Here is a 22,534-nt window from a genome sequence, read left to right as displayed (position 1 = left end):
TTGACATGACAGAAGCGACCCCCGTGAACCAGATCACCGCCAAACCCGTACCGACCCTGCCCGACGCGCAGACCGTGACCTCTGTCAAACATTGGTCCGATCGTCTGTTCTCGTTTCGGGTGACGCGGCCCGCCTCGTTGCGGTTCCGCTCGGGCGAGTTTGTGATGATCGGCCTGATGGGCGAAGCGCACCCCGAGACCGGCAAGCAAAAGCCGCTGCTGCGCGCCTATTCCATCGCCTCGCCCGCTTGGGACGACGAGTTGGAGTTCTATTCGGTCAAGGTGCAGGACGGCCCACTGACCTCGCGGTTGCAACACATCAAAGCGGGCGACGAGCTGATTTTGCGGCCCAAGCCCGTTGGCACGCTGGTGCACGATGCGCTGCTGCCCGGCAAACGGCTGTGGTTCTTCGCGACCGGCACCGGCTTTGCGCCCTTCGCTTCGCTGCTGCGCGAGCCGGAGACCTATGAGAAGTTCGAAGAGGTTGTGATCACCCACACCGTCCGCGATGTGGCGGAGTTGGCCTATGGTCGCGAGCTGATCGAGAACCTGCAATCTGACGACCTGATGCAGGAGCTGATCGGCGCGGAAAACCTCGCCAAAATCCGCTATTACCCCACCACAACGCGCGAACAAAGCCCCAAGATGGGCCGGATCACCAATCTGCTGGAAGTCGGCAGCGTCTTTGCCGATCTGGGCATTCCGCCGATCACGCCGGAAACCGACCGCGCGATGGTCTGCGGCAGTTTGGACTTCAACAAGGACATCACCAAGGTTCTTGAGGGCTTCGGCCTAGAGGAAGGCGCAAATTCCGATCCCAAGACCTTTGTCGTGGAAAAAGCCTTCGTCGGCTGAAAGATTTCTAAAGTTTTGCAGGTTTCTGAAAGCCTGTGCCCCAAAAGCAAAAGGACCGCACTCGTTTGAGCGCGGTCCTTTTTTCGTATTTTGCTGTGCCGCGGGTTACAGACCCAGCGCCACCCGTACCTTCGCCAGCAAAGCCGCCAGAGCTTCGGGGTTTTCCTGAGCCGCACCGAGGTATTTGATGTAGGTGGTGCGTTCCAGCGTCGTCAGTTCCGCCGCTTCGATAAAGGCAGTTGCCTGCGCCAGATCGAAGCCTTCGACCGTGAACAATTGCGCAGGTGCCACAGCTTCGGTTGCAGGTGCTTCGGTTGCAGGTGCTTCGGTTGCGGTTGCTTCGGTTGCAGGTGCTTCGGTTGCGGTTGCTTCGGTTGCGGTTGCTGTTTGGCTATCCGAACCTTCAGTAGCCGTACCTGCCAATGGCGTCGCTTCTTCAGGTGCAGTGTCAGCCTCGGTCGCTTCGGTCGTTGGCGCTGATGCCTCCGCTTCGGTCTCGGTTGTTGCGTCCGCTGCTGGTGCAGGTTCCTCTACCTCGGCGTCAGAAGCAGAAGGCGTTGCTGGTGTGGCAACCGTCGCATCATTCTGAGCAGCCTCTGTGGTTTGCGCTTCCGCAGGAGCAGGCTCCGCCGCAACTGGCGCTACTGTCTCGGGCTCCGACGCTTCAGGCGCTACAGTTTTTGTCCCATCGGAAGCAGGTTCGGTGGTTTCCGCCGTGTCCGCTTCGGTCACTTCTTCGATCACGACAGGCTCAATCCCCTCAAGCGCTTTAACAGCAACATCTTCGGAGATCGGGCCCGCATCCACGGGACCGGTGGCATCACCAGTGCCTTCAGCCATCGTCTCGCCCGCGACGACTGTCTCGTCGGTCACCACGACATCATCGCCGTCAACCGCATCAACAACACTGTCCACCGCATCGCCGACTACGATCGCGGCCTCACCAACCGCCTCGCTGGCAGATTCCAACGCAGCGGGCGCGTCAACAGCGTCGGAAACCTCTGATGCAAGCTCTTTGGGCGACTGGCCGGACCACAGCCAATAGCCGGTCAATGCGATCACCGCCGCAATGATAATCCAGATCAAATTCTTCATGGCGTATTCCTTATGCCAAAGGCCAAGGCCCGTATGGGGGCCGATATCGTCAATTAAAGATCAAATGCGGCTCATGCACACCGATTTCAAGCATAAAATCCACTGTAGTGGCCCTAGAGAGTGGAATTAGCGACTTGAAGAACCCCTATACGGGGTCTAGATTGCAGCTTCGAATTACTCAACAATCAAAGGACACTCACCATCGCTCGCAGACCACACAACGCGCCGCCGACCCGCGACACCGGCCCTCGCGTCAACGACAGTATTCGCTCACCCGAAATCCGCCTGATCGGTGCTGACGGCGAGAATGCGGGTGTTGTCACTCCCGCCCGCGCCATGGAAATGGCCGAGGAAGCGGGACTTGATCTGGTCGAGATTTCGCCAAACGCCAGCCCGCCCGTCTGTAAAATTATGGACTTTGGCAAGTTTAAATACGAGACGCAAAAGCGCGAGGCCGAGGCCCGCAAAAAGCAAAAGATTATCGAGATCAAAGAGGTCAAGTTCCGTCCGAACACTGACACCAACGATTACGAAGTCAAAATGCGTAACGTGTTCAAATTTCTGGAAAATGGCGACAAGGTGAAGGTCACCCTGCGTTTCCGTGGCCGCGAAATGGCGCACCAGAATTTGGGGCGCGAACTGCTTGAGCGGGTTGCCGAAGATACCAAAGAGCATGGTCGGGTAGAGAACTTTCCCAAGATGGAAGGCCGCCAGATGGTGATGTTGATCGGCCCGATGCCGAACAAATAACGCCTCCCCTATTGATACAAGAAACCGCCCCCGACATTGTTGGGGGCGGTTTTTTTATGTCTTGGGATACGCAGCCCTTGCGGAGCATCCCACGAAAAAGGCCCCCGCAAAACGGAGGCCTCATACTCGTTAACCAAACTATTCGGGACTTACCGCAGCAGGTTGGTGATGTTGCGCACAACGGCGCGACGGTTTGCTACTTCGGCAGTCTGTGACGGCACTTTGAGGCTGGATTCGCCGTAACCCTGAGTGATCAGGTTTTCTGGCGGCACATCAAAGTATTCGGTTAACGCCAGTGCTACAGTCTCGGCACGACGGTCAGACAGCGACAGGTTGTAGGACGCATCGCCGACCGCATCGGTGTGGCCTTCGACCAAAATCACCGTACGTGGATCTTCTGCGATCATCTGGCTCAGCGTGTTACCGATCCGCGCAAGCGAACGTGCCTGCTCAGGACGGATAGCAGCGGACCCGGTATCGAAGCGGACTGCGTCGAGTTCAAGCTCGGGCGCCATTGCGCGAACCTGAGTAATTTCACGCACCTGACGGAGCGAGAAGGTACGCGCCTGATCTCCGTTCCGCTGGGACTGCAAAGCGGCACGCAGCGCAGCTTCGTCCTGCTGGCCCACGGAAACCGCGGCGGTCCGCTGGACCTGTGGAAGATCATTCACGATCACTTCACGCTCTTCAACCAGATCATCAAACAAGATGTATTCCTGGCCGCGCGCATCGACGTTCACGCGGCGCAGAACTGATCCATCGCGACCGCGAATGGTAACAATCTGCGATCCATCAGGCTTCACCACAACAGTGCGGGTTGAGCCGTCGTTGAAGGTTTCGGTCCGCACTTCGTCACCGGGGCGACGGATCAGCGCATCATCGTCTTTCAGCACGCGCAGATCGCCATTTGGGTCTTCGATCACCACACGGTCGCCCGAGCGGCTGACGATCTTGTCACCGTTCTTGAGCAACGATCCGACAGCAACTGCCCCCAAACCTACCAGCAGAGCTTTTTCAAACTTGCTTAGCCCGTCGTCGCTTTTTGCAGCAGGCTCGGCAGTCTGGCCAGTTGCGGTAACTTTAGTGGCGAACTCTTCGTCGGAGGTACGCACGTCGCTATCGGTGACTTCTTCAGTCACAACTTCGCCTTCAGAGGTGCCGGCTTCGGCAGCAGCAGCAGCTTCTGCCAGCGCTTCACGCTCTGCAGCCTGTTCTTTGCGGCGCTCCTCACGGCGCTCCGCGCGGCGGGCCTCCTGCTGGGCTTCCTCAGCTGCGGCAGCATCTGTGTCCGCTTGGGTGGCGGCACTCTGGGCAGCCTGTGCGTCAGCGGCAGCTTGTGCGTCAGCAGCAGCTTGAGCATTTGTTGCAGCTTGTGCGTCAGTCGCAGCCTGCGCATCGGCAGCGGCCTGCGTATCGGCAGCAGCTTGTGCGTCAGTCGCAGCCTGCGCATCAGCAGCCGCTTGAGCGTCGGCAGCGGCCTGCGTATCGGCAGCAGCTTGTGCGTCAGTCGCAGCCTGCGCATCAGCAGCCGTCTGAGCGTCGGCAGCGGCCTGCGCGTCAGCAACAGCTTGTGCGTCAGCAGCAGCAGCTTTGGCATCCGCGTCAGCTTGCTCTTTCGCCACGGCGTCGGCCAGCGCTTCAATCTGCTTCTCGGCAGTTGTCTGCGCATCGGCAGCAGCAGCTGCATCGGCCTCGGTGGTCGCTTCAGCAGAGGCATCAACGTCCGCTTCTGTCTCTGCTTCCGCTTCGTCAGCCATCAGGCCTTTCAGCAGCCGGTATTCTTCCGTGTTATTTACCGTCTCACCCTGGAACTCACAGGGGAACTCGGCTTTTTTGATCTTCGGGTTACACTCAGCCGTCTGGGAGAAACCAGCGGTCGGCAGCGCGAGCGCGATGCTCAGCCCCAACGAGGTGGTTGATTTCAGAATCTTCTTCATGGATTAGTCCTCACGGTTCATTTGAACGCCGTTCGGGCAGCGCTTGTCGTACAACGCATTTAAGCCACAAGAGTTCCGCTATCCTATATCAACGCCCCCGCAATAACCCTGCTATCCGATATCAAACGAAAAATGCCGCCCCCGATCAGACAGGCGCGGCATTACTTCAACGCAGACAGGCGCTTACTGTATCCTTAGACCAGGGAAGCAACCGCCCGTTTGGTCATCACACCGCACAGATGGGCACGATATTGGCCCGATCCGTGCAGATCGCTGATCATCTCGTCGCCCGACAACGTTAGCCCTTCCAACGCATCGGCGGTAAAGCTCGACGAAAGCGCCACTTCGGCCTCGGGCCAGCGGAACACGCCGTTGTTGGAGGCACCGGTAATCGCCACCCGCACGCCGTCCTCGAACCGCGCCACAAAGGCTGCAACCAGCGGGAAGCGCGAGGCAGGCTGGATGAACTTTTCATAGCGCGCGGCACTGGGCACCGGAAATCTGACTTCGGTGACAATCTCGCCCTCTTCCAGCGCCGTGCTGAACATGCCCTGAAAGTAATCATCCGCCGCAATCTCACGGCTGTTGGTCAAGATGGTCGCACCACTGCCCAAGGCACCGGCAGGATAACAGGCCGACGGGTCGTTATTGGCCAGCGACCCGCCAATGGTGCCGCGGTTGCGCACCGCAGGGTCGCCAATCCGCGCGGCCAGCGATGCCAACCCCGGATAGTGTGCCTCAGCTTCGCGCGCCACGCGCCCGTGCGTGGTGCCACCACCGATGCACAGCTTGCCGCCCTCCATCCGGACGCCCTTCAACTCTTCAATGCCGCTCAACGACACCAGCACCGAAGGCGCTGCAAGCCGCGCCTTGAGTGTCGGGATCAGCGTCTGGCCGCCGCTCAAAGGCTGCGCTTCCTCGCGCCCCAAAGCAGAAACAGCATCCGCAACCGTGCCGGGCCGCTCTATATCGAAATTATACATTGTTCTTCCTCTCGGTTGGCATGTCCGGCTGTGCAAACAAGCCGACACCCTGCTTCATTTGGCCGGACAAACTCCGGGGGGCTTCGGGGGGATGGCCCCCCGGTCCCATACCTTTATCCTTGGCCGTTCATCGCGTTCCAAACCCGCGACGGCGTGACCGGCATGTCGATATGGGCGATGTCATGCCCGCCCGACCGCATCGCATCCAGAACCGCGTTAACAACCGCCGGTGGCGACCCGATCGCCCCCGCCTCGCCACAGCCTTTCACGCCCAAGGGGTTGTGCGTGCAAGGCGTCTGGCACGAATGATCGACGTCATAGAACGGCAGATCGCTGGCCCGGGGCATCGCATAGTCCATATAGGAGGCGCTCAGCAATTGCCCGTCACTGTCGTAGGCGCAGTTCTCCATCAGCGCCTGACCAATGCCCTGCGCCAAGCCGCCATGCACCTGACCGGTCACGATCATCGGGTTCACGATATTGCCAAAATCATCCGCCGCCCAGAACCGTTCAATCGCGACATGGCCGGTTTCAGGGTCCAACTCAACCTCGCAGGCATAGGCGCCCGAGGGGTAGGTGAAGTTCGAGGGGTCGTAAAACGCGGTCTCTTCCAAACCGGGTTCCAGATCCTCCAACGGATAGTTGTGTGGCACATAGGCCGCGAGTGTCACATCGCCCCAAGCTACTGACTTGTCAGTCCCCGCCACGCTGAACGCACCGTCCTTCAACTCGATATCCCCTTCCGAGGCTTCGAGCAGGTGCGAGGCGATCTTCTTGGCTTTGGCGATAATCTTTTCCGTCGCCCGCACCATCGCAGAGCCACCGACCGCCAGAGAGCGCGACCCGTAGGTGCCCATCCCCATCGGCGAGTTGGCCGTGTCGCCATGCACGATCTCGATCATGTCCTCGGGAATCCCGATCATATCAGCGATCACCTGCGGAAAGGCGGTCTCATGCCCCTGCCCGTGACTGTGGCTGCCGGTCATCACCACAAGCCCGCCAGTCGCATTGACCCGTACCGTGGCGCTTTCATACAGACCCGCACGCGCGCCCAGCTGGCCGACAAGATTGCTGGGTGCGATACCGCACGCCTCGATATAGCAGTTCACACCAAAGCCGCGCAGCTTGCCTTTGGCCTCGGACGCCGCCCGCCGTGCGGCGAAACCGCCGTGGTCGGCCATCTCTTCGAGCTTGTCCATTGTGGCGATGTAATCACCGGTGTCATATTCCACGGCCACAGGCGTGGCATAGGGAAACTCGGTGATGAAGTTCTGGCGCCTGAGCGCAATCGGATCGATCTTCAATTCATGCGCGGCCTTATCGACCAGCCGCTCCAACTGATAAGTCGCCTCCGGCCGTCCAGCGCCGCGATAGGCATCGACCGGCACCGTATTGGTAAACACTGCCTTCACGTTCACATAGATCAGCGGCGTCTTATAGTTGCCCGCCATCAAGGTGCCATGCAGCCATGTCGGGACCGATGGCGCGAAGGTGCTGAGGTAAGCGCCCATGTTGGCATAGGTATCGGTGCGGATCGCCATAAAGTTATTCTGAGCATCCAGCGCCAGTTCGATCTTGGTTACGTGGTCTCGGCCATGCGCATCAGACATAAACGCTTCGGTCCGGCTTGATGTCCATTTAACCGGACGGTTACAGGCTTTGGCCGCGAATGTGCAAAACGCCTCTTCCTGATAGTGGAAGATTTTGGTGCCAAAACCACCGCCGACATCCGGTGCCACAACGCGCAGCTTGTGCTCGGGGATGCCCAGAACAAAGGCCCCCATCAGCAGGCGGATGACATGCGGGTTCTGGCTGGTGGTATAAAGTGTGTGGTCGCCGGTGCCACGGGCGTAATCGCCCACCGCAACGCGCGGCTCCATCGGGTTGGCCACCAAACGGTTGTTGACCAGTTCAAGCGTCGTGACGTGGGCGGCCTCTTCAAAGGCTTTGTTCACCGCGTCCTTATTCTCCTCCACGAAACCCCAGTCGTAACACAGGTTCGAGGTCAGATCGTCGTGGACCTTGGTGGCACCCTCTTTAACGGCGTCCTTCATATTAACCACGGCAGGCAGGTCGTCGATGTCAACGACAATTGCCTCGGCCGCATCGCGGGCTTGCGCCAGCGTTTCGGCAACCACCGCCGCAATCGGCTCGCCAACGTGGCGCACCTTGCCATGAGCCAATACAGGGTGCTTGGGCTCTTGCATCGGTTGGCCATGCCGGTCGGTAATTTGCCAGCCGCACGGAATACCGCCAATCGCCTCGAAATCCGCGCCGGTGAAAATCTTGACCACGCCGGGCATGCTTTCTGCCGCCGAGGTATCGACATTGCTTAACGTGCCATGCGCCACATCGGATCGCAGGAAGAACACATGCGCCTGCCCCCGAAGATTGATGTCGTCCGTGTAATTCCCCACACCGGTTAAAAACCGGATGTCCTCGCGCCGCTTGCTGCTGGCACCAATTCCACCGTCCTTAGGCATCGTGTCGTCCTCCCTGTGGCGAAGTCACATTCCCCTGCTATTCATCGCAGGCGGGCGCGCTTCCTGTCTGGCGTATTTCTGCCCCGAAGGTATCCGCTCCGCACGCCGCGCGGGTTGGTCGGGGTGGCAAGGCGCCACGCTGCGGGGCGCCCCTATTGCGGCTCATAGGGTCAGATCGCCTCCTCGCGAACCGACCCCCACCGCCTCCCTAACGCAGTCCCGATACCTCGCCACGGCTGCACCAAAAACACGGTACAGCAGCGGTACTGAGGGTCAGATCGGGACTATTCTTCATGCCTATTCGGCAGCAATCGCGCCGACGTCCTGCCCCGAAGCAGCCATGATCGCCTTGACGATATTATGGTAGCCCGTGCAGCGGCAGATATTGCCGTCCAGATAATGGCGCACGTCGGCTTCGGTCGGCTTGGGATTGTCTTTCAACAGCGCTGCTGCCGACATCACCATACCGGGGGTGCAAAATCCGCACTGCAAACCGTGGTGATCCTGAAATGCTTGCTGGATCACATTCAAGGTGCCATCCGGCGCGGCCTGTCCCTCAATCGTGGCGACCTCGGCGCCATCCGCTTCGACGGCGAACATCGTGCAGGATTTCACTGCCTCGCCGTTCACATGCACCACACAAGCCCCACACTGGCTGGTATCACATCCGACATGCGTGCCGGTCAGCCCCTGATCCTCGCGCAGGAACTGCACCAACAAGGTACGGCCCTCCACTTCGCCAGATGCGGCCTTTCCGTTCACGGTCATCTTGACCTGTGGCATGATATCCTCCCCGTTTTCATTCTTGTTATAAGCGAGTTAAGCACGCCTTCGCGCGGTTGAGAACCGTCTTTTTGCAATTCTCACAGTTGCGGCATCATAGTGCATTAACTCCCGGAACACGCTGCACTGCGGCACGCTCATCGGCCCCGGCGCGGCTGCGGGCGGGTCGGGATTTCCTTGAGCAATCCCCCGACACCCATTGCCGCGATATCCGCCCCCGCAACGGCGATGCCACAAATGATCCGGCTCATGACCCAATCGGCCCCGTTCAAAGCGGGCGACCGCGCACAGCCCGGCAGGCCAATGACTTGCTGTGTGCCTATATGGCCCAGAAACAATAGGTTACCGGGATCGACAGGCATACCAAAGCGCGTCACCTCGCCGCCCGCCGCCCGCAAGGCCGAAGGAGCCACATCTTCTGGGTCCGAGGTTGCCGAGCCGGTCAAAACCAACACCAGCTCGCTCGCGGCATCCGCAATCGCCGCAGCCAATGCGCTTGTCTCATGGCGGGTCATCACAACGCTTTCCAAGGTCACACCCAAGGCAGCCAGCCGCGCCTCGATGGCCTTGCGCCCCTTGTAGCCGACCCCGCCCTCGATCTCGGTGATGATCAATGTGGCACTGCGCAGCACTGGCATCGCCAGCCGGATTGCGCCTGCCCCTGCGGCAGCGCAGGCCTGCGCCAGATCCGCTTCCGGCACACCGTAAGAAATGATCTTGATCGTCGCGACCATCCCGCCCTGCGCCATCTGCTGAAAAGGGGAAACCGTAGCGATGGTGATCATCGGATGCACCGCGTTCACCGCTTCCAACGCGGCCACGTTCAGCACCACTACTCCCGCCCCCTCGGCCAACAGATTGACCCGCCCCGTGAACGGCGCTGTCACGTGCAACCCCGTGCCCGCGCCCAACACCGCCTGCGCCAAACGCGCTGCCGCATGGTCTTCGCCGACATCCTCGTCCGCCAGCCGCGCCACAATCACCTGCGCAATCTCCGCCGCCCTCAGCGCTGCAACATCGGCGTCGCTAAGCACGCGACCCTTGCGCAAACGCCCGGCCGCAAGTTGCACCGAATGCGCCAGAACTGCCCCTGCCGCTTGCGCAACCGGTACCGGACCGAACTTCACGGCTTCCTCAACGTCATAATCATTTGCGCGAGAATCGATACTGCGATCTCCGCAGGTCCTGCAGCGCCAATATCCAAACCCACCGGCCCGTGGATGCGCGCGATGTGCGCGTCAGAAAAACCTGCCTCCCGCATCCGCCCCAGCCTTGCTGCATGGGTCCGCGAACTGCCCAGCGCCCCGATATAAAACGCCTCCGAGGCCAGCGCCCGCATCAGTGCCGGATCATCAAGCTTGGGATCATGGGTCAACAACACCACAGCACAGCGCGCGTCCAACCCGATCTCCTCCAGCGCCTCGTCCGGCCAGTCATTCATAAGCCGTGCACCCGGAAACCGCGCCGCCGAGCCAAAAGCCTCGCGCGGGTCCACCACCACCGGATCAAACCCGACGCCCGCCGCCATGCTCACCAAAACCTGCGCGATATGCACGCCGCCCACCACGATCAGCCGCAACGGCGGATTGTGGATCGCCACGAAAAGCACTCCCTCCCGCTCCAATCCGGAGCGGTCCATCCGAAACCGCTGATCGTGCCCTTCATGCACCAACTGCCGCGCCGTACCATCAAGGGCGACCTCATAGGCCACCGCCTGCCGCGCCGCCCGCGCCGCGACCAACTCCCGCAGCATTTGCACCGGCATGCCGCCATCCCCAATCGGCTCAACCAAAATCCGGATCGTACCACCACAGGCCAAACCGACAGAGAAAGCGTCCCCGTCACTGACGCCGTACTCCAGCACCCGCACGCCGCCCTGCGCCAAAACCTCCAAAGCCTCGACGACCACAGCCCCCTCGACGCAGCCACCCGAAACCGATCCCTGCATTTCGCCATCGCCCGAAACCACCAATTGCGCGCCAACCCGCCGCGGCGCCGAACCCCAAGTCTCGATCACCGTCGCCAATGCCGCGCCTTTGCCCGCATCAAACCATTCCAGCGCCTGTTCCGGTGCCATTTCCGCCTGCATGATCTCGTCCTCTCGGTTCTGGTCTGGAGCCGCCCTTGCCTGATCACAGGATGGGCCGAGCGTTGGCGCAGGTTCAAGGGAAATCGCCGAGGGGCCCCGCAGCGCGGGGATGCGGCTATTTCGCTTGAACCTGCGCCGGCGGCTCTGCCAAGACGCCGGATCAGTCAAGGGTGGCACCAGACCATCTGGGATGGAGAGCCCGAGCGCTGCAAATCAAAAGAATGTAATGCGCCGCAGGCGCTCCTTTGGATCAGGGGCATCAAGACAGCCCCCTAGACAACTTGCGCCCAGCGCCCGCCATCACTACATCTACCACGGCAAGACACACTACTCCGGAGTCCCAAATGCCAATGCAAACCAGCGAAATCGAAGACCTGATCCGCGAGGCCTTCCCGAATGCCCAAATTACTGTCGAAGGCACCGACGGTGTGCATATGTCCGCCATGGTCGTCGACGCGTCATTTCGGGGTATGAACAGGGTCCAGCAACAGCGCGCCGTTTATGCTGCCCTTAAGGGTAAAATGGATGGCAGCAACGGCGAACTTCACGCCCTCGCCCTGACCACCCGCGCGCCGGACTGATCGGGATGGCGGGCTGGATCGCAGGGGCATTTCTGGCCGCATTGGTCGCGGTCATCTGGCTGCAACACCGTGCACGCCGGAACACCTACCAGCCGCTTGCCAGCCGTCAGCCGCACCGCGCCTCCGGCACCAAAACCCCGCTCGGGATGGAGGCGACCGACCTGGCCCATGTCGCGCGCGCCGCACGGCGCAACGAAACGCTTGAGCGTGGCAGCACCAACTGGTCACGCCGTCTGGGCGGCAGCTTTGCCGGCAGGTCCACCGATACCGACGTCGCCGCATGGGACGACGACGAAACCTACGCCGCGCGCTATCACGCCGCCTTTTTCAAAGACACTTCCAAGGAGTCACCAAAATGACTGATGCAGTCTCCAAAATCAAAGAAACCATCACCAGCAATGACGTTGTCCTATTTATGAAGGGCACCAAAGAGATGCCACAATGCGGCTTTTCCAGCCGTGTCGCGGGCGTGCTCAACTATATGGGCGTCCAGTTTTCCGATGTGAACGTACTGGCCGACGACGGCCTGCGCCAAGGCATCAAGGAGTTTTCCGATTGGCCGACAATCCCGCAGCTTTATGTCAAAGGCGAATTCGTCGGCGGCTGTGACATCATCACCGAAATGACCATGTCCGGCGAGCTTGATACGCTCTTTACCGAAAGCGGCGTGACCTTCGACAAAGATGCCGCCGAGAAAATCCGCGAAGCCAACAACGGCTGAGAGAATGTGCAGGGTGGCCCTTCGGGGCCGCTCTGCACATTCTAAACAACTGAGCCTAATGCTCAGCTCTGACGCATACACGCGCGGTAAACCGGTGTTTCCACCCCCGTGGCGCCATCGCGCCAAAACAGCGTCGCACCACGTCCCTTTGCCCACCAGATATAATGCGACCCGTCGGACGGATAGCCATAGCGCACGCCCGAAGCGGCAGGTTCCGCAAGAAGGTTGAACATCCCGCCCTCGACCAGCAGCACGGCCACGCCCTGCTCCCCATCAGCATTGATATAAACCACCGGCACGTCGACGCTACGCTCGCATAGATAGTGCGTCGCCTGCACTGCAATATCTGCGACAGCAGCCCCTGCGGCACAAACCGACGCCAGCGCAAGAATAGCCTGCCGGATCATCCGGCAGCCTTCTCTTCAACCTCGGCGGCCAGAGCTTCGGCCCGTGCGGCCAGTTCGGCCAGCGTCTCGGTGACAGCATGCGGCACCACCGGCACCTCGATACGCTCAGGCTCGACCACGCGGTTGCGCAGCCCTGCCAGCTCGGCCTCGCGTTCGGCCAGTTCGGCCCGCACATCGGCAATCCGGTCCTCAACACTGGCAGTTTTATCTGCCAAGAGCAGACCCGCCATCAACAGCATTCGCGCTTCGGGCATCCGCCCCACCTGATCGCTAAGCACCTGTGCTTCGTCATCGAGCATTTTCGCGGCAGCATGCAGATAGCTTTCCTCGCCTTCCTGACACGCGACCTCGAACTGCCGTCCGCCGATTGTGATCTGAACCTCGGGCATCAGGCTTTCTCCTCGTTTTCAGGGGTGTTCGCGTCATTGGCGGCCGTCGCGTCTTCGATCAGCGGTGTCAGGACTGCGACAATGGCACTGGCTTCGGCCACATCAGCGGCGCGCGCGGCACGCAGGCTCTCCAGCTCGGTGAGCATGGCGGTGTTGATCAGCTGTGCGTTGCCGACACCTTCAAGGTTGGCTTTGCGCAGCGCTTCGCAATTGTCGCTAAGTTGAGTATTGGTGCGGCGCACCCGCTGCAATTCGATATCAAGCTGGGTGACCTGCGCGAGATTATCCTCAACCTGCTTGCGCAGCGCGCCCATCTCGTTTTCGGATTTGGCCTTTTCGTTCTCCAGCCGGTTGCGCAGTATCCGCACCCGATCGGTGAGTTGCGCATTGGCGGTGCGTTCGTCTTCGAGCGCTTGGGCAGTCTGCGGATCTTCCGCAGGAGCATTCCCGATCTTCTCGAGCCCCTGCGCCACACGGTCCATCGCGGCCGTGATCCGGCGCTGCAATTCATCAATATCTTTCATGACCTGTCTGGTCCCTCCACCTGCGTGTTGCACAGCATTGGTATCTGGCACGGCTGCGGCGCGAATCGCCTGTGCCAATGTGTTTTGTTAATCCTATCCAAAGAGAATGCCAAATGCGCCCCCCTTTCAGATCAGCCACTTGAACGGCAAACTTGATCCTGCGCGCAGCTTAGCGCCCAAGCCAAACCGCCTTTGGCTTGAACTTTGACACGCGGATGGTATTCAGACCCGCAATCTGCCCCTGCCCTTACAAGGATATAGACCCCGTGGATCTGACCGCCCTGCGCACCGCCAATCCGGACCACTGGTCCAAAGCTACGGCCATTCGCGCCTTGACCCTTGATGCGGTTGCTGCCGCAAATTCCGGGCATTCCGGCATGCCGATGGGCATGGCCGATGTGGCCACCGTGTTGTTTGAAAAGCACCTCAAGTTCGATGCCGCCAACCCGCTCTGGCCGGACCGCGACCGTTTTATTCTCTCGGCGGGCCATGGCTCGATGCTGCTTTATTCGCTGCTGCACCTGACAGGCTATGCACAGTTCCCGCTCGAAGAGATCAAGAATTTCCGCCAGATCGGCGCGCGCACCGCGGGCCACCCCGAGAACTTCCTCGCTGATGCCATTGAAACCACCACAGGCCCGCTGGGTCAGGGCATTGCCAATGCCGTTGGTTTCGCGATGGCCGAAGAAATGCTGCGCGCCCAGTACGGCGAGAAGGTTATGGATCACCACACCTACGTCATCGCAGGCGACGGCTGTCTGATGGAGGGTGTGAGCCAAGAGGCGATCACTCTTGCGGGCCGCCACAAGCTCTCCAAGCTGGTGCTGATGTGGGACAACAACAACATCACCATCGACGGTCCGGTCAGCCTGTCTGACGATACCGATCAAGTCGCGCGTTTTGCCGCTGCCAAATGGCACACCATCGAGATCGACGGCCACAACCCCGCCGAGATCGACGCCGCCCTGACCGAGGCACGCAAGTCCGACAAGCCCACCATGATCGCCTGCAAGACGCATATCGCCCTTGGCCATGCGGCGCAGGATACCTCGAAAGGCCACGGCGCCTTGACCGACGCGGCCCAGATGAGCGCTGCCAAGGAAGCCTACGGTTGGACCACTGGCCCCTTCGAAGTGCCTGCGGACGTGAAATCGGCATGGGAAGACATCGGCAAGCGCGGCGCCGAGACCCGCCGTGATTGGGAAGAGCGGTTTGACAAGATGCCGCGCGGCAAGCGCGAAACCTTTAACCGTGCCTTTGCGCTGGATGTCCCTAAGAAGCTGAGCGCCACGATCAAGGCGTTTAAAAAGCAGATGACCGAATCCGCGCCAAAGCTCGCCACCCGTGCCAGCAGCGAAAAGGCTTTGGAAGTGATTAACCCGATCATGGAAGAAACCGTTGGCGGCTCGGCGGACCTAACCGGTTCCAACAACACCAAAACCGGCGATCTGGGGGTCTTTGACATTGATAACCGTGCCGGGCGCTATGTCTATTGGGGCATCCGCGAACATGGTATGGCGGCGGCAATGAACGGCATGGCGCTGCATGGCGGCATCCGGCCTTACGGCGGCACGTTTATGTGTTTCACCGACTACGCCCGCCCCTCAATGCGCCTTGCGGCCTTGATGCAAATTCCGACAGTTTTTGTGATGACCCACGATTCAATCGGCCTTGGCGAAGATGGCCCTACCCACCAGCCGGTCGAGCATCTGGCGATCAGCCGCTCGACCCCGAACACCTATGTGTTCCGCCCTGCCGACAGCGTTGAAACCGCCGAAGCTTGGGAAATCGCGCTAACCTCGAAAAAGACGCCATCGGTGCTGTCGCTGACCCGTCAGGGCCTGCCCACCGTGCGGCTTGAGCACAAAAACACCAACCTGTCGGAAAAAGGCGCCTATGTGCTGGCCGATGCCGAGGGCAAGCGTCAGGTCATCCTGATCGCCACCGGCTCCGAAGTGCATCTTGCAATGGAAGCGCGCGATCTGTTGCAGGCCGAAGGCATTGGCGTACGCGTCGTGTCGATGCCCTGCATGGAGCTTTTCGCGGCCCAAGACGATGCTTACCGCAAGCGGGTTCTGCCCGGTGGTGCGGTGCGTGTCGGTGTCGAGGCTGGCGTGCGTCAGGGTTGGGATCGCTGGCTGCTCGGGGAGCGTGGCAAATACGGCAAAGCCGATTTTGTCGGCATGGACCGGTTTGGTGCGTCTGGCCCCGCCGAAGAGCTGTTTGAGAAGTTCGGCATCACCGCGCAAAACATCGCGGATAAAGCCAAAGCGCTGCTGTAACTTCAGCCCTTTCGAGACAAAGGCCGCAGCGGACACACCGCTGCGGCCTTTACGCGTCTTATGGGCCGCAATTCGCCTTTTTGGTCGTCACCTCGCCCCCCTTATAGATTTATGCACCACAGTGACCTATGGTTGAACACACTAGACTGTAGCGTGCAGGGTATTGTCCTGTTTCCGCATGCGGTCCCCCCTTTGCCTGAAAGGATCATCATGCCTGTTTTTTATTTGCTGATTGGCGTTTCGGCAGGATTGGTGGCGGCACTGGCCTGGATGGTGCAGGGCAATGGGCCGCTCTCAGGATTGCTGGTCTATTCAGCCTTTGGCCAGATTGCGGTGATGAGCCTCGCGTTCCGGCAGGCCCGTGCTGCGCATCTGCGCGAAGACTAGGTTCAGCCTTCGCCCGGAGTTTGCCCGTGCATCGGTTTTCGCCGGCGCCTGAGCCTTCGCATAAAAAAGACCAGCCCCGCCTTGCAGGACTGGCCGGATTCTCAAATCTTATGCCGGATGCACGGCTTCTTCGCGGTTGAAAATCTTGCGCCAGATTGGCGTGATGATCTTTTCGCCAATCGGGATCAGGAGCAATCCGAGTGCCACGCCAAAGACACCATCAAGCGCCGCTGTAACAATCCACTCCACTGCGCCGACAAAGCTTTCAGGGACCAGATGGCCGACAGCAACAGCCGCATTCTCAATCCAGTGGCCAAGCGTGCCAAAACCCATTTCCTCCAGCCCGTGGATGATGATCGAGCCCCCGACCCACAGCATTGCAGCCGTACCCACCAGAGTCAGCAGCCTCAAGAATCCGGGCATCGCCTTGACGATGGCGCCGCCGATGGCGCGGGTTACGCTGAACCGCCCGTGATCGACCATCGCCAACCCGAGATCGTCCATCTTCACAATCAGCGCCACGGCGCCATAAACGGCCACGGTGATCATCACCGCCACGGCGGCCAGCGTCGCAGCCTCCATCCAGAAATTGCTGGGCGGGATCGCGGCAAGCGCGATGGTCATAATCTCGGCTGAAAGGATAAAGTCGGTCTTGATCGCACCCTTGGCTTTCTCTTCTTCAAGGTGCGCAGGGTCTTTGGGCTTTGCGTCCTTTTTAGGGTAATCCTCATGGCCCTCGCTCAGCCCTAAGGCATGGGCGACCTTTTCGGCGCCCTCAAAACACAGATAAGCGCCGCCTAGCATCAATAGCGGTGAGATCGCCCAAGGCGCAAAGTTGGACAACGCAAGACCGGCAGGCAGCAAGAACACCAGTTTGTTCTTCAAAGACCCTTTGGTGATCCGCCAGATGATCGGCAATTCCCGCTCGGCGGCGAAGCCTTGCACGTATTTTGGCGACACGGCGGCATCATCAATGACCGCACCCGCGGCCTTGGAGCCGGCCTTGGCCGCCTGCCCGATCACATCATCCACCGAAGCAGCCGCCACTTTGGCAATCGCTGCAACATCATCCAACAGGGCAATCAAACCGCTCAATGTATCTTCCTTTCGCAAATCCTTCCCACAGGTAGCACTCAACGCGCCAAGGGCAAACTGTTGATCCCGCGCAAGCCTTTACCGCTAACACAAACCTTTATCGCTAACATCCGGAGCCAAGGGCCGTTTGCCCCTTTAACCCCTTTGCCCGCCCCCGATATAGAGCGCGCAACGCCCCGCAGTAAAAGGACCGCTCCCATGACAATCAAAGTTGGCATCAATGGCTTTGGCCGGATCGGTCGCTGCACGCTCAGCCATATCGCCGCCTCGGGCCGCAAGGATATCGAAGTCGTCAAGATCAACGCGACAGGGCCGCTCGCCACTGCCGTGCATCTGATCAAATACGATTCGGTGCATGGCCGCTTTCCGGGCGAGATCACTGTCGACGACGGCTATATCAACCTCGGCCAGAACGATATCGAGATGATGTCGACCTACAACCTCGAAGAGCTGGACTGGTCCGGCTGTGACGTCGTGCTGGAATGTACCGGCAAATTTAACGACGGCAACAAGGCGCGGGTTCATCTGGAACAGGGCGCCAAGCGCGTGTTGCTGTCAGCACCGGGCAAGAATGTCGACCGCACCATCGTTTATGGCGTGAACCACGACACGCTGCAGAAATCCGACACGATGATCTCCAACGGGTCGTGCACCACCAACTGTCTGGCCCCGCTGGCGATGGTGATGAACAACGCAATCGGCATCGAAAGCGGACTGATGACCACGATCCACAGCTATACTGGCGATCAGCCGACGCTGGACCGCCGCCATAGCGATCTTTACCGCGCCCGCGCCGCCGCCATGGCGATCATCCCGACCTCGACCGGTGCTGCGAAAGCCTTGGGCGAGGTACTGCCCGCGCTTAAAGGCAAGCTCGACGGGACCGCGATGCGTGTGCCAACGCCCAATGTCAGCGCCGTGGACCTGACCTTCACCGCCTCGCGCGATGTGACGGTCGAAGAGGTTAACGCCGCCGCCCGTGCCGCCGCGATCGGCCCGCTTAAAGGCGTGCTGGGCTATGACCCCGAACAGAAGGTCAGCATCGATTTCAACCACACCGAAGAAAGCTGCATTTTTGCGCCCGACCAGACCATCGTCGTGGCAGGCCGCACCGTGCGCGTGCTGGCGTGGTATGACAACGAATGGGCGTTTTCCGTGCGGATGGCAGATGTGGCCGTTGCGATGGGCAAACTGGGCTGAGACTTGCGCGAGGGCCGCAGCCCTGCCATATCAGGCCAGCCTGACGCGCAGACTGCGGTCCTTACTCGGGCTTGCTTGAAACGGAGAAAGCCCTCTCGTGACCAACCGCATTGCTATCTGTCTGGGACTGATTTTGCTTTTGGCGCTGACCATTGATGTCGTTTATAACGGCACCGACCATTTGCTGTTTCTTGGCAAAAAACTGTTCGAATTGATCGAATGGATGGCCTTCTGGCGGTAACGGGCGCGGCAGATCTTGCCGCCTTGCCCCACTCGCCTATCTGCGCCGCCGAACCCGTCAGCTCAGGGCTTGCCGAACCGCGCCAGCAATGCCTCGTTCACCTCGGGCGTCACGAATTTGCTGACATCGCCGTTGAGCCGCGCGATTTCCTTGACCAGCTTGCTGGCGATTGCCTGATGTTGCGCCTCGGCCATCAGGAACACTGTCTCGATGGAATCGTCTAGCTGGCGGTTCATGCCAACCATTTGATATTCATACTCGAAATCTGCCACAGCCCGCAGGCCACGGATGATCATCTGGGCACCAACATCGCGGGCGCAATCGATCAGCAAGTTTTCGAAAGGATGTACGGCAATCTCGATGCCAGACTTGGCGGATAGCTTGGCGCATTCGGCCTCGACCATCTCCACCCGCTCTTCGAGGGTAAACAGCGGGCCTTTGTCGCGGTTGATCGCAACGCCGATTACCAGCTTGTCCACCAGCGTCGCGGCGCGCCTGATGATGTCGATATGCCCCAAGGTGATGGGGTCAAACGTACCGGGGTAGAGGCCAACGCGCATAAAGGCGGTCCTGTCTTTTCGTTTTGGTCGGTACTAGGAAGCATGCCGCGCCCGCAGGCGCAACCGCTCAATGACCCATGATCATGCCTTCGAGCGCGTCTTTTTCCATCGACAGCTCGGTCAGGCGCGCTTTGACGACGTCGCCAAGCGAAATCAGCCCGACCATCACGCCGTCTTCCAGCACGGGCATGTGGCGAAAACGGCCTTCTGTCATTTGCAGCAGAATCTGGTCGGCACGGTCATCGCGCTTGCAGGTCACCAACTCGGAGGTCATCAGCTTGTCGACCGTCATGGTCAGGCAGCCGCCGCCCTGCTTACCCAGCTCACGCACGATATCGCGCTCTGACAGGATACCGTCAGGAGTTTTGCCATCGCGGGAGATCACCAGCGTACCGATGCGCTTGTCCGATAATATCTTGGCCGCCTCAGAGATCAGCATCGTCGGCGGCGATGTGACCACCGCATCATCGGATTTGGACTTGAGAATTTGCGACACAAGCATGCACTGCTCTCCTTTGAATGGACGCCCCCAGAAGGTCCAGCGTCACCGCGAAAGTCAATTCTGTCAAGTCTTTGCCTCGGCGCGTCCAACCTCGGCGCGCAATCCGGCGCTGAGCATTTCGGCAAACCGGGTCAGCCGCAGATTGCGTTGATCATCCATGTGGCGGATCAGATAGAAGCTGCGCGTCAGGCTGACCGCATCCTCAAGGATCAACCGGATACCGGGTGCAGCAGGCAAGCAAAAGTCATGCACCACCCCGACCCCGCCACCCTGCCGGATCATCTGCACCTGCACCGAGACCGAGTTGGAGGCCAGCGGCACCCGCGACACGCCAAGTTCCGCAAGGTAATCCAACTCGCGGTCAAAAATCATATCGGGAATATAGCCGACCAAGCGATGCGCCGCGAGATCATCTACCGAAGCGATCGCCGAATGCGCCGCCAGATAGCTCTCGGACGCCGCCAGATGCAGGTGATAGTCGGTGACCTTTTGCACCAGCAGTCTGCCCGCAGTCGGCGCACTGACGCCAATGGCCATATCCGCCTCGCGCCGTGACAGGTTGAACACCCGTGGCAGTGCGACGATCTGGATGTCGAGATCAGGATTGTCTGTCACGATCCGCGCGCAGACCTGCGGCAGCAGAAAGTTCGCGCAACCGTCCGGCGCACCAAGGCGGATTTGCCCGCTCAGCCGGTCACTCGGCGCCGCGACACCGGCGGAGGCGATGCGCATCGCCTGTTCTGCCGCCTCGGCCCGCGCCAACAATTGCACGCCCGCATCGGTCAGCGCATAACCCTGCGGGGATTTCACGAACAAACCAGTTTGCAGCGATTTCTCCAGCCGTGCCATCCGCCGCCCTAATGTGGCAGGGTCCAGCCGCAGCAGTTTGCCTGCCGCTGATAGGCTCTGCTCGCGCGCGACCGCCAGAAACAGCCGTAAATCATCCCAGTTTCGCTCCATGCGCCCTGCCCCACTATGCTTTGCAAAAATGCAAAGCCGTTTTGAAACCTTGCCCCTTCCCCCTGCCTTTTTGCAAGCCTATCCTGCGCTCAACAGGAATGGAGAGCCTCATGCAAGAACTGACCCACTATCTCAATGGCGAACACGTCAAAGGCACCTCGGGCCGCTTTGCCGATGTAATGAACCCCGCCACAGGCGAAGTGCAGGCCCGCGTGCCGCTGGCCAATGGCGAAGAAATGGACAAGGCCGTGGCCTATGCCGCCGCCGCGCAGCCCGCTTGGGCCGCTACCAACCCGCAGCGCCGCGCACGGGTGATGATGAAGTTTGTCGCTCTGCTGAACCGCGATATGGACAAGCTCGCCGAAGCGCTGAGCCGCGAGCATGGCAAAACCCTCCCCGATGCTGCCGGTGACGTGCAGCGCGGGCTTGAAGTGGTGGAATATTGCATCGGTGCGCCCGAACTGCTCAAGGGCGATTTCACCGACAGCGCCGGCCCCGGCATCGACATGTATTCCATGCGCCAGCCTTTAGGCGTCACGGCGGGCATCACGCCCTTCAACTTCCCTGCGATGATCCCGATGTGGATGTTTGCGCCTGCCATCGCCTGCGGCAACGCGTTCATCCTCAAACCGTCCGAGCGTGATCCATCCGTGCCGTTGATGCTGGCAGAACTGCTTGAGGAAGCCGGTCTGCCCAAGGGCATCATTCAGGTGGTGAACGGCGACAAGGAAGCGGTCGACGCGATCCTGCACCACGATGTGATCCAGTCGATCGGGTTCGTCGGTTCCACCGCCATTGCGGAATATATCTATGCAACCGGCTGTGCCAACGGCAAGCGCGTGCAATGTTTCGGTGGCGCCAAGAACCACATGATCATCATGCCCGATGCGGATATGGATCAGGCCGCTGATGCTTTGATCGGTGCCGGCTACGGCGCGGCGGGCGAACGCTGCATGGCGATTTCGGTGGCCGTCCCTGTCGGTGACGATACTGCCGACCGTCTGATCGCCAAGCTGGTCCCACGGATCGAAGCGCTGAAGGTCGGCCCCTACACTTCCGGCAATGACGTGGATTACGGCCCCGTCGTGACCGCCGCAGCCAAGGCCAATATCGAACGTCTGGTACAGACCGGCATCGACCAAGGCGCCGAGCTGGTTGTCGACGGGCGCGATTTCAAACTGCAAGGTTACGAGGACGGTTTCTTTGTAGGCCCGCACCTGTTTGACCGCGCCACCAAAGACATGGACATCTACAAGCAGGAAATATTTGGCCCCGTGCTGACCTGCGTGCGTGCCCAGAGCTACGAGGAGGCGATTGGCCTCGCGATGGACCACGAGTATGGCAACGGCACCGCAATCTATACCCGCGATGGCGATGCGGCACGCGATTTTGCCAACCGGATCAATGTCGGCATGGTCGGCATCAACGTGCCAATCCCCGTGCCGCTGGCCTATCACACCTTCGGCGGCTGGAAGAAATCAGTGTTTGGCGATTTGAACCAGCACGGCCCCGATGCCTTCAAGTTCTACACGCGCACCAAGACCGTAACAGCCCGCTGGCCTTCGGGCATTAAAGAGGGCGGTGAATTCTCCATCCCCGTGATGGAATAAATCCAAGGGGCGGGCAGCAATGTTCGCCCCTTTTTACGACTGCGCGGTGATAGGCGGCTGCCCGTCAACAAACCGGATGATAATTGCACTGCGCCGCGAGC

Annotated in this window: 24 protein-coding genes; 10 read left to right on the top strand and 14 right to left on the bottom strand. The window is 60.2% G+C overall.

Features of this window, described 5'->3' with window-relative positions; translation table 11 throughout:
• Window positions 1–5 precede the first annotated feature (5 nt).
• Window positions 6–854, top strand: a complete 849-nt coding sequence (locus BM174_RS10440) for a ferredoxin--NADP reductase (RefSeq protein WP_093923792.1) — start codon at window positions 6–8, stop codon at window positions 852–854.
• 105 nt (window positions 855–959) lie between these two features.
• On the opposite strand, the gene BM174_RS21070 is transcribed toward BM174_RS10440, so the two are convergent.
• Window positions 960–1,949 carry a hypothetical protein gene (locus tag BM174_RS21070; RefSeq protein ID WP_093923791.1) on the bottom strand — a complete coding sequence of 330 codons (990 nt, stop codon included), beginning with the start codon at window positions 1,947–1,949 and terminating at the stop codon, window positions 960–962.
• Between the two features lie 147 nt (window positions 1,950–2,096).
• Between BM174_RS21070 and infC the strand changes: the two genes are divergently transcribed.
• Window positions 2,097–2,699, top strand: a complete 603-nt coding sequence (gene infC, locus BM174_RS10430; RefSeq protein ID WP_093923790.1) for a translation initiation factor IF-3 — start codon at window positions 2,097–2,099, stop codon at window positions 2,697–2,699.
• 149 nt (window positions 2,700–2,848) lie between these two features.
• On the opposite strand, the gene BM174_RS10425 is transcribed toward infC, so the two are convergent.
• The 6 genes from BM174_RS10425 to BM174_RS10400 form a co-directional block, all read right to left on the bottom strand.
• A complete protein-coding gene (locus BM174_RS10425) occupies window positions 2,849–4,636 on the bottom strand; it encodes an OmpA family protein (protein ID WP_093923789.1) in 1,788 nt (595 codons plus the stop codon).
• A 194-nt stretch (window positions 4,637–4,830) separates the two neighbouring features.
• The gene (locus BM174_RS10420; RefSeq protein ID WP_093923788.1) at window positions 4,831–5,619 is read right to left on the bottom strand and encodes an FAD binding domain-containing protein; all 789 of its coding nucleotides are present in this window, start codon (window positions 5,617–5,619) and stop codon (window positions 4,831–4,833) included.
• A gap of 113 nt (window positions 5,620–5,732) precedes the next feature.
• On the bottom strand, window positions 5,733–8,102 hold the full coding sequence (locus BM174_RS10415) for a xanthine dehydrogenase family protein molybdopterin-binding subunit (protein ID WP_093923787.1): 2,370 nt from the start codon (window positions 8,100–8,102) through the stop codon (window positions 5,733–5,735).
• 297 nt (window positions 8,103–8,399) lie between these two features.
• Window positions 8,400–8,885 (bottom strand): (2Fe-2S)-binding protein, encoded by a 486-nt coding sequence (locus tag BM174_RS10410; protein WP_093923786.1) that lies wholly within the window; start codon window positions 8,883–8,885, stop codon window positions 8,400–8,402.
• A 137-nt stretch (window positions 8,886–9,022) separates the two neighbouring features.
• A complete protein-coding gene (locus BM174_RS10405; RefSeq protein ID WP_093923785.1) occupies window positions 9,023–10,012 on the bottom strand; it encodes a molybdopterin-binding protein in 990 nt (329 codons plus the stop codon).
• Window positions 10,009–10,974 (bottom strand): XdhC family protein, encoded by a 966-nt coding sequence (locus BM174_RS10400; RefSeq protein WP_093923784.1) that lies wholly within the window; start codon window positions 10,972–10,974, stop codon window positions 10,009–10,011. The genes BM174_RS10405 and BM174_RS10400 overlap by 4 nt, the downstream gene beginning before the upstream one ends.
• Window positions 10,975–11,318: 344 nt before the next feature.
• On the opposite strand from BM174_RS10400, the gene BM174_RS10395 reads away from it, so the two are divergent.
• From BM174_RS10395 to grxD, 3 genes are read left to right on the top strand one after another with little or no spacing between them, the layout of a single operon-like run.
• The gene (locus BM174_RS10395) at window positions 11,319–11,555 is read left to right on the top strand and encodes a BolA family protein (protein WP_093923783.1); all 237 of its coding nucleotides are present in this window, start codon (window positions 11,319–11,321) and stop codon (window positions 11,553–11,555) included.
• A 5-nt stretch (window positions 11,556–11,560) separates the two neighbouring features.
• Entirely contained in the window at window positions 11,561–11,914 is a 354-nt protein-coding gene (locus BM174_RS10390; RefSeq protein WP_093923782.1) for a hypothetical protein, read from the top strand.
• Window positions 11,911–12,276: a Grx4 family monothiol glutaredoxin gene (grxD, locus tag BM174_RS10385; RefSeq protein WP_093923781.1), complete on the top strand. Its 366-nt coding sequence runs from the start codon at window positions 11,911–11,913 to the stop codon at window positions 12,274–12,276. The genes BM174_RS10390 and grxD overlap by 4 nt, the downstream gene beginning before the upstream one ends.
• Before the next feature lie 62 nt (window positions 12,277–12,338).
• Here the strand turns inward: grxD and BM174_RS10380 are convergent, their stop codons facing one another.
• From BM174_RS10380 to BM174_RS10370, 3 genes are read right to left on the bottom strand one after another with little or no spacing between them, the layout of a single operon-like run.
• A complete protein-coding gene (locus tag BM174_RS10380) occupies window positions 12,339–12,683 on the bottom strand; it encodes an MliC family protein (protein ID WP_093923780.1) in 345 nt (114 codons plus the stop codon).
• Window positions 12,680–13,072: a cell division protein ZapA gene (locus BM174_RS10375; RefSeq protein WP_093923779.1), complete on the bottom strand. Its 393-nt coding sequence runs from the start codon at window positions 13,070–13,072 to the stop codon at window positions 12,680–12,682. The genes BM174_RS10380 and BM174_RS10375 overlap by 4 nt, the downstream gene beginning before the upstream one ends.
• Complete coding sequence (locus BM174_RS10370; protein WP_093923778.1) at window positions 13,072–13,596, bottom strand: hypothetical protein; 525 nt, start codon at window positions 13,594–13,596, stop codon at window positions 13,072–13,074. Before BM174_RS10370 ends, BM174_RS10375 begins: the two co-directional genes overlap by 1 nt.
• A gap of 266 nt (window positions 13,597–13,862) precedes the next feature.
• On the opposite strand from BM174_RS10370, the gene tkt reads away from it, so the two are divergent.
• Both tkt and BM174_RS21065 read left to right on the top strand, forming a co-directional pair.
• On the top strand, window positions 13,863–15,878 hold the full coding sequence (gene tkt, locus BM174_RS10365) for a transketolase (RefSeq protein ID WP_093923777.1): 2,016 nt from the start codon (window positions 13,863–13,865) through the stop codon (window positions 15,876–15,878).
• A gap of 210 nt (window positions 15,879–16,088) precedes the next feature.
• Entirely contained in the window at window positions 16,089–16,265 is a 177-nt protein-coding gene (locus BM174_RS21065; protein ID WP_177209460.1) for a hypothetical protein, read from the top strand.
• A gap of 108 nt (window positions 16,266–16,373) precedes the next feature.
• Here the strand turns inward: BM174_RS21065 and BM174_RS10360 are convergent, their stop codons facing one another.
• Window positions 16,374–17,360 (bottom strand): DUF808 domain-containing protein, encoded by a 987-nt coding sequence (locus BM174_RS10360; RefSeq protein ID WP_093923776.1) that lies wholly within the window; start codon window positions 17,358–17,360, stop codon window positions 16,374–16,376.
• Window positions 17,361–17,558: 198 nt separating this feature from the next.
• Here BM174_RS10360 and gap point away from each other — a divergent pair, with 198 nt between their 5' ends.
• Together gap and BM174_RS21060 are read left to right on the top strand one after the other, a co-directional pair.
• A complete protein-coding gene (gene gap / locus BM174_RS10355) occupies window positions 17,559–18,560 on the top strand; it encodes a type I glyceraldehyde-3-phosphate dehydrogenase (RefSeq protein WP_093923775.1) in 1,002 nt (333 codons plus the stop codon).
• 97 nt (window positions 18,561–18,657) lie between these two features.
• Window positions 18,658–18,801 (top strand): hypothetical protein, encoded by a 144-nt coding sequence (locus BM174_RS21060; protein WP_177209459.1) that lies wholly within the window; start codon window positions 18,658–18,660, stop codon window positions 18,799–18,801.
• 62 nt (window positions 18,802–18,863) lie between these two features.
• Here BM174_RS21060 and coaD read toward each other — a convergent pair whose 3' ends face one another.
• From coaD to BM174_RS10340, 3 genes are all read right to left on the bottom strand, one after another.
• Window positions 18,864–19,361: a pantetheine-phosphate adenylyltransferase gene (coaD, locus tag BM174_RS10350; RefSeq protein ID WP_093923774.1), complete on the bottom strand. Its 498-nt coding sequence runs from the start codon at window positions 19,359–19,361 to the stop codon at window positions 18,864–18,866.
• A gap of 67 nt (window positions 19,362–19,428) precedes the next feature.
• Window positions 19,429–19,863: a CBS domain-containing protein gene (locus BM174_RS10345; protein WP_093923773.1), complete on the bottom strand. Its 435-nt coding sequence runs from the start codon at window positions 19,861–19,863 to the stop codon at window positions 19,429–19,431.
• A 63-nt stretch (window positions 19,864–19,926) separates the two neighbouring features.
• Window positions 19,927–20,823 carry a LysR family transcriptional regulator gene (locus tag BM174_RS10340; RefSeq protein WP_093923772.1) on the bottom strand — a complete coding sequence of 299 codons (897 nt, stop codon included), beginning with the start codon at window positions 20,821–20,823 and terminating at the stop codon, window positions 19,927–19,929.
• Between the two features lie 110 nt (window positions 20,824–20,933).
• On the opposite strand from BM174_RS10340, the gene BM174_RS10335 reads away from it, so the two are divergent.
• Complete coding sequence (locus BM174_RS10335; RefSeq protein WP_093923771.1) at window positions 20,934–22,433, top strand: CoA-acylating methylmalonate-semialdehyde dehydrogenase; 1,500 nt, start codon at window positions 20,934–20,936, stop codon at window positions 22,431–22,433.
• The last annotated feature ends 101 nt before the right edge of the window (window positions 22,434–22,534 follow it).

This window comes from Sulfitobacter brevis (genome assembly GCF_900112755.1).
GTDB classification, from domain to species: domain Bacteria; phylum Pseudomonadota; class Alphaproteobacteria; order Rhodobacterales; family Rhodobacteraceae; genus Sulfitobacter; species Sulfitobacter brevis.
This window is presented reverse-complemented; position numbering and strand designations above follow the sequence as displayed.

Coding starts and splice junctions, on each gene's coding strand:
- BM174_RS10440 (WP_093923792.1), top strand. CDS start 6: ATGACAGAAGCGACCCCCGTGAACCAGATCACCGCCAAACCCGTACCG.
- BM174_RS21070 (WP_093923791.1), bottom strand. CDS start 1,949: ATGAAGAATTTGATCTGGATTATCATTGCGGCGGTGATCGCATTGACC.
- BM174_RS10425 (WP_093923789.1), bottom strand. CDS start 4,636: ATGAAGAAGATTCTGAAATCAACCACCTCGTTGGGGCTGAGCATCGCG.
- BM174_RS10420 (WP_093923788.1), bottom strand. CDS start 5,619: ATGTATAATTTCGATATAGAGCGGCCCGGCACGGTTGCGGATGCTGTT.
- BM174_RS10415 (WP_093923787.1), bottom strand. CDS start 8,102: ATGCCTAAGGACGGTGGAATTGGTGCCAGCAGCAAGCGGCGCGAGGAC.
- BM174_RS10410 (WP_093923786.1), bottom strand. CDS start 8,885: ATGCCACAGGTCAAGATGACCGTGAACGGAAAGGCCGCATCTGGCGAA.
- BM174_RS10400 (WP_093923784.1), bottom strand. CDS start 10,974: ATGCAGGCGGAAATGGCACCGGAACAGGCGCTGGAATGGTTTGATGCG.
- BM174_RS10395 (WP_093923783.1), top strand. CDS start 11,319: ATGCCAATGCAAACCAGCGAAATCGAAGACCTGATCCGCGAGGCCTTC.
- BM174_RS10390 (WP_093923782.1), top strand. CDS start 11,561: ATGGCGGGCTGGATCGCAGGGGCATTTCTGGCCGCATTGGTCGCGGTC.
- grxD (WP_093923781.1), top strand. CDS start 11,911: ATGACTGATGCAGTCTCCAAAATCAAAGAAACCATCACCAGCAATGAC.
- BM174_RS10380 (WP_093923780.1), bottom strand. CDS start 12,683: ATGATCCGGCAGGCTATTCTTGCGCTGGCGTCGGTTTGTGCCGCAGGG.
- BM174_RS10375 (WP_093923779.1), bottom strand. CDS start 13,072: ATGCCCGAGGTTCAGATCACAATCGGCGGACGGCAGTTCGAGGTCGCG.
- BM174_RS10370 (WP_093923778.1), bottom strand. CDS start 13,596: ATGAAAGATATTGATGAATTGCAGCGCCGGATCACGGCCGCGATGGAC.
- BM174_RS21065 (WP_177209460.1), top strand. CDS start 16,089: ATGCCTGTTTTTTATTTGCTGATTGGCGTTTCGGCAGGATTGGTGGCG.
- gap (WP_093923775.1), top strand. CDS start 17,559: ATGACAATCAAAGTTGGCATCAATGGCTTTGGCCGGATCGGTCGCTGC.
- coaD (WP_093923774.1), bottom strand. CDS start 19,361: ATGCGCGTTGGCCTCTACCCCGGTACGTTTGACCCCATCACCTTGGGG.
- BM174_RS10345 (WP_093923773.1), bottom strand. CDS start 19,863: ATGCTTGTGTCGCAAATTCTCAAGTCCAAATCCGATGATGCGGTGGTC.
- BM174_RS10340 (WP_093923772.1), bottom strand. CDS start 20,823: ATGGAGCGAAACTGGGATGATTTACGGCTGTTTCTGGCGGTCGCGCGC.
- BM174_RS10335 (WP_093923771.1), top strand. CDS start 20,934: ATGCAAGAACTGACCCACTATCTCAATGGCGAACACGTCAAAGGCACC.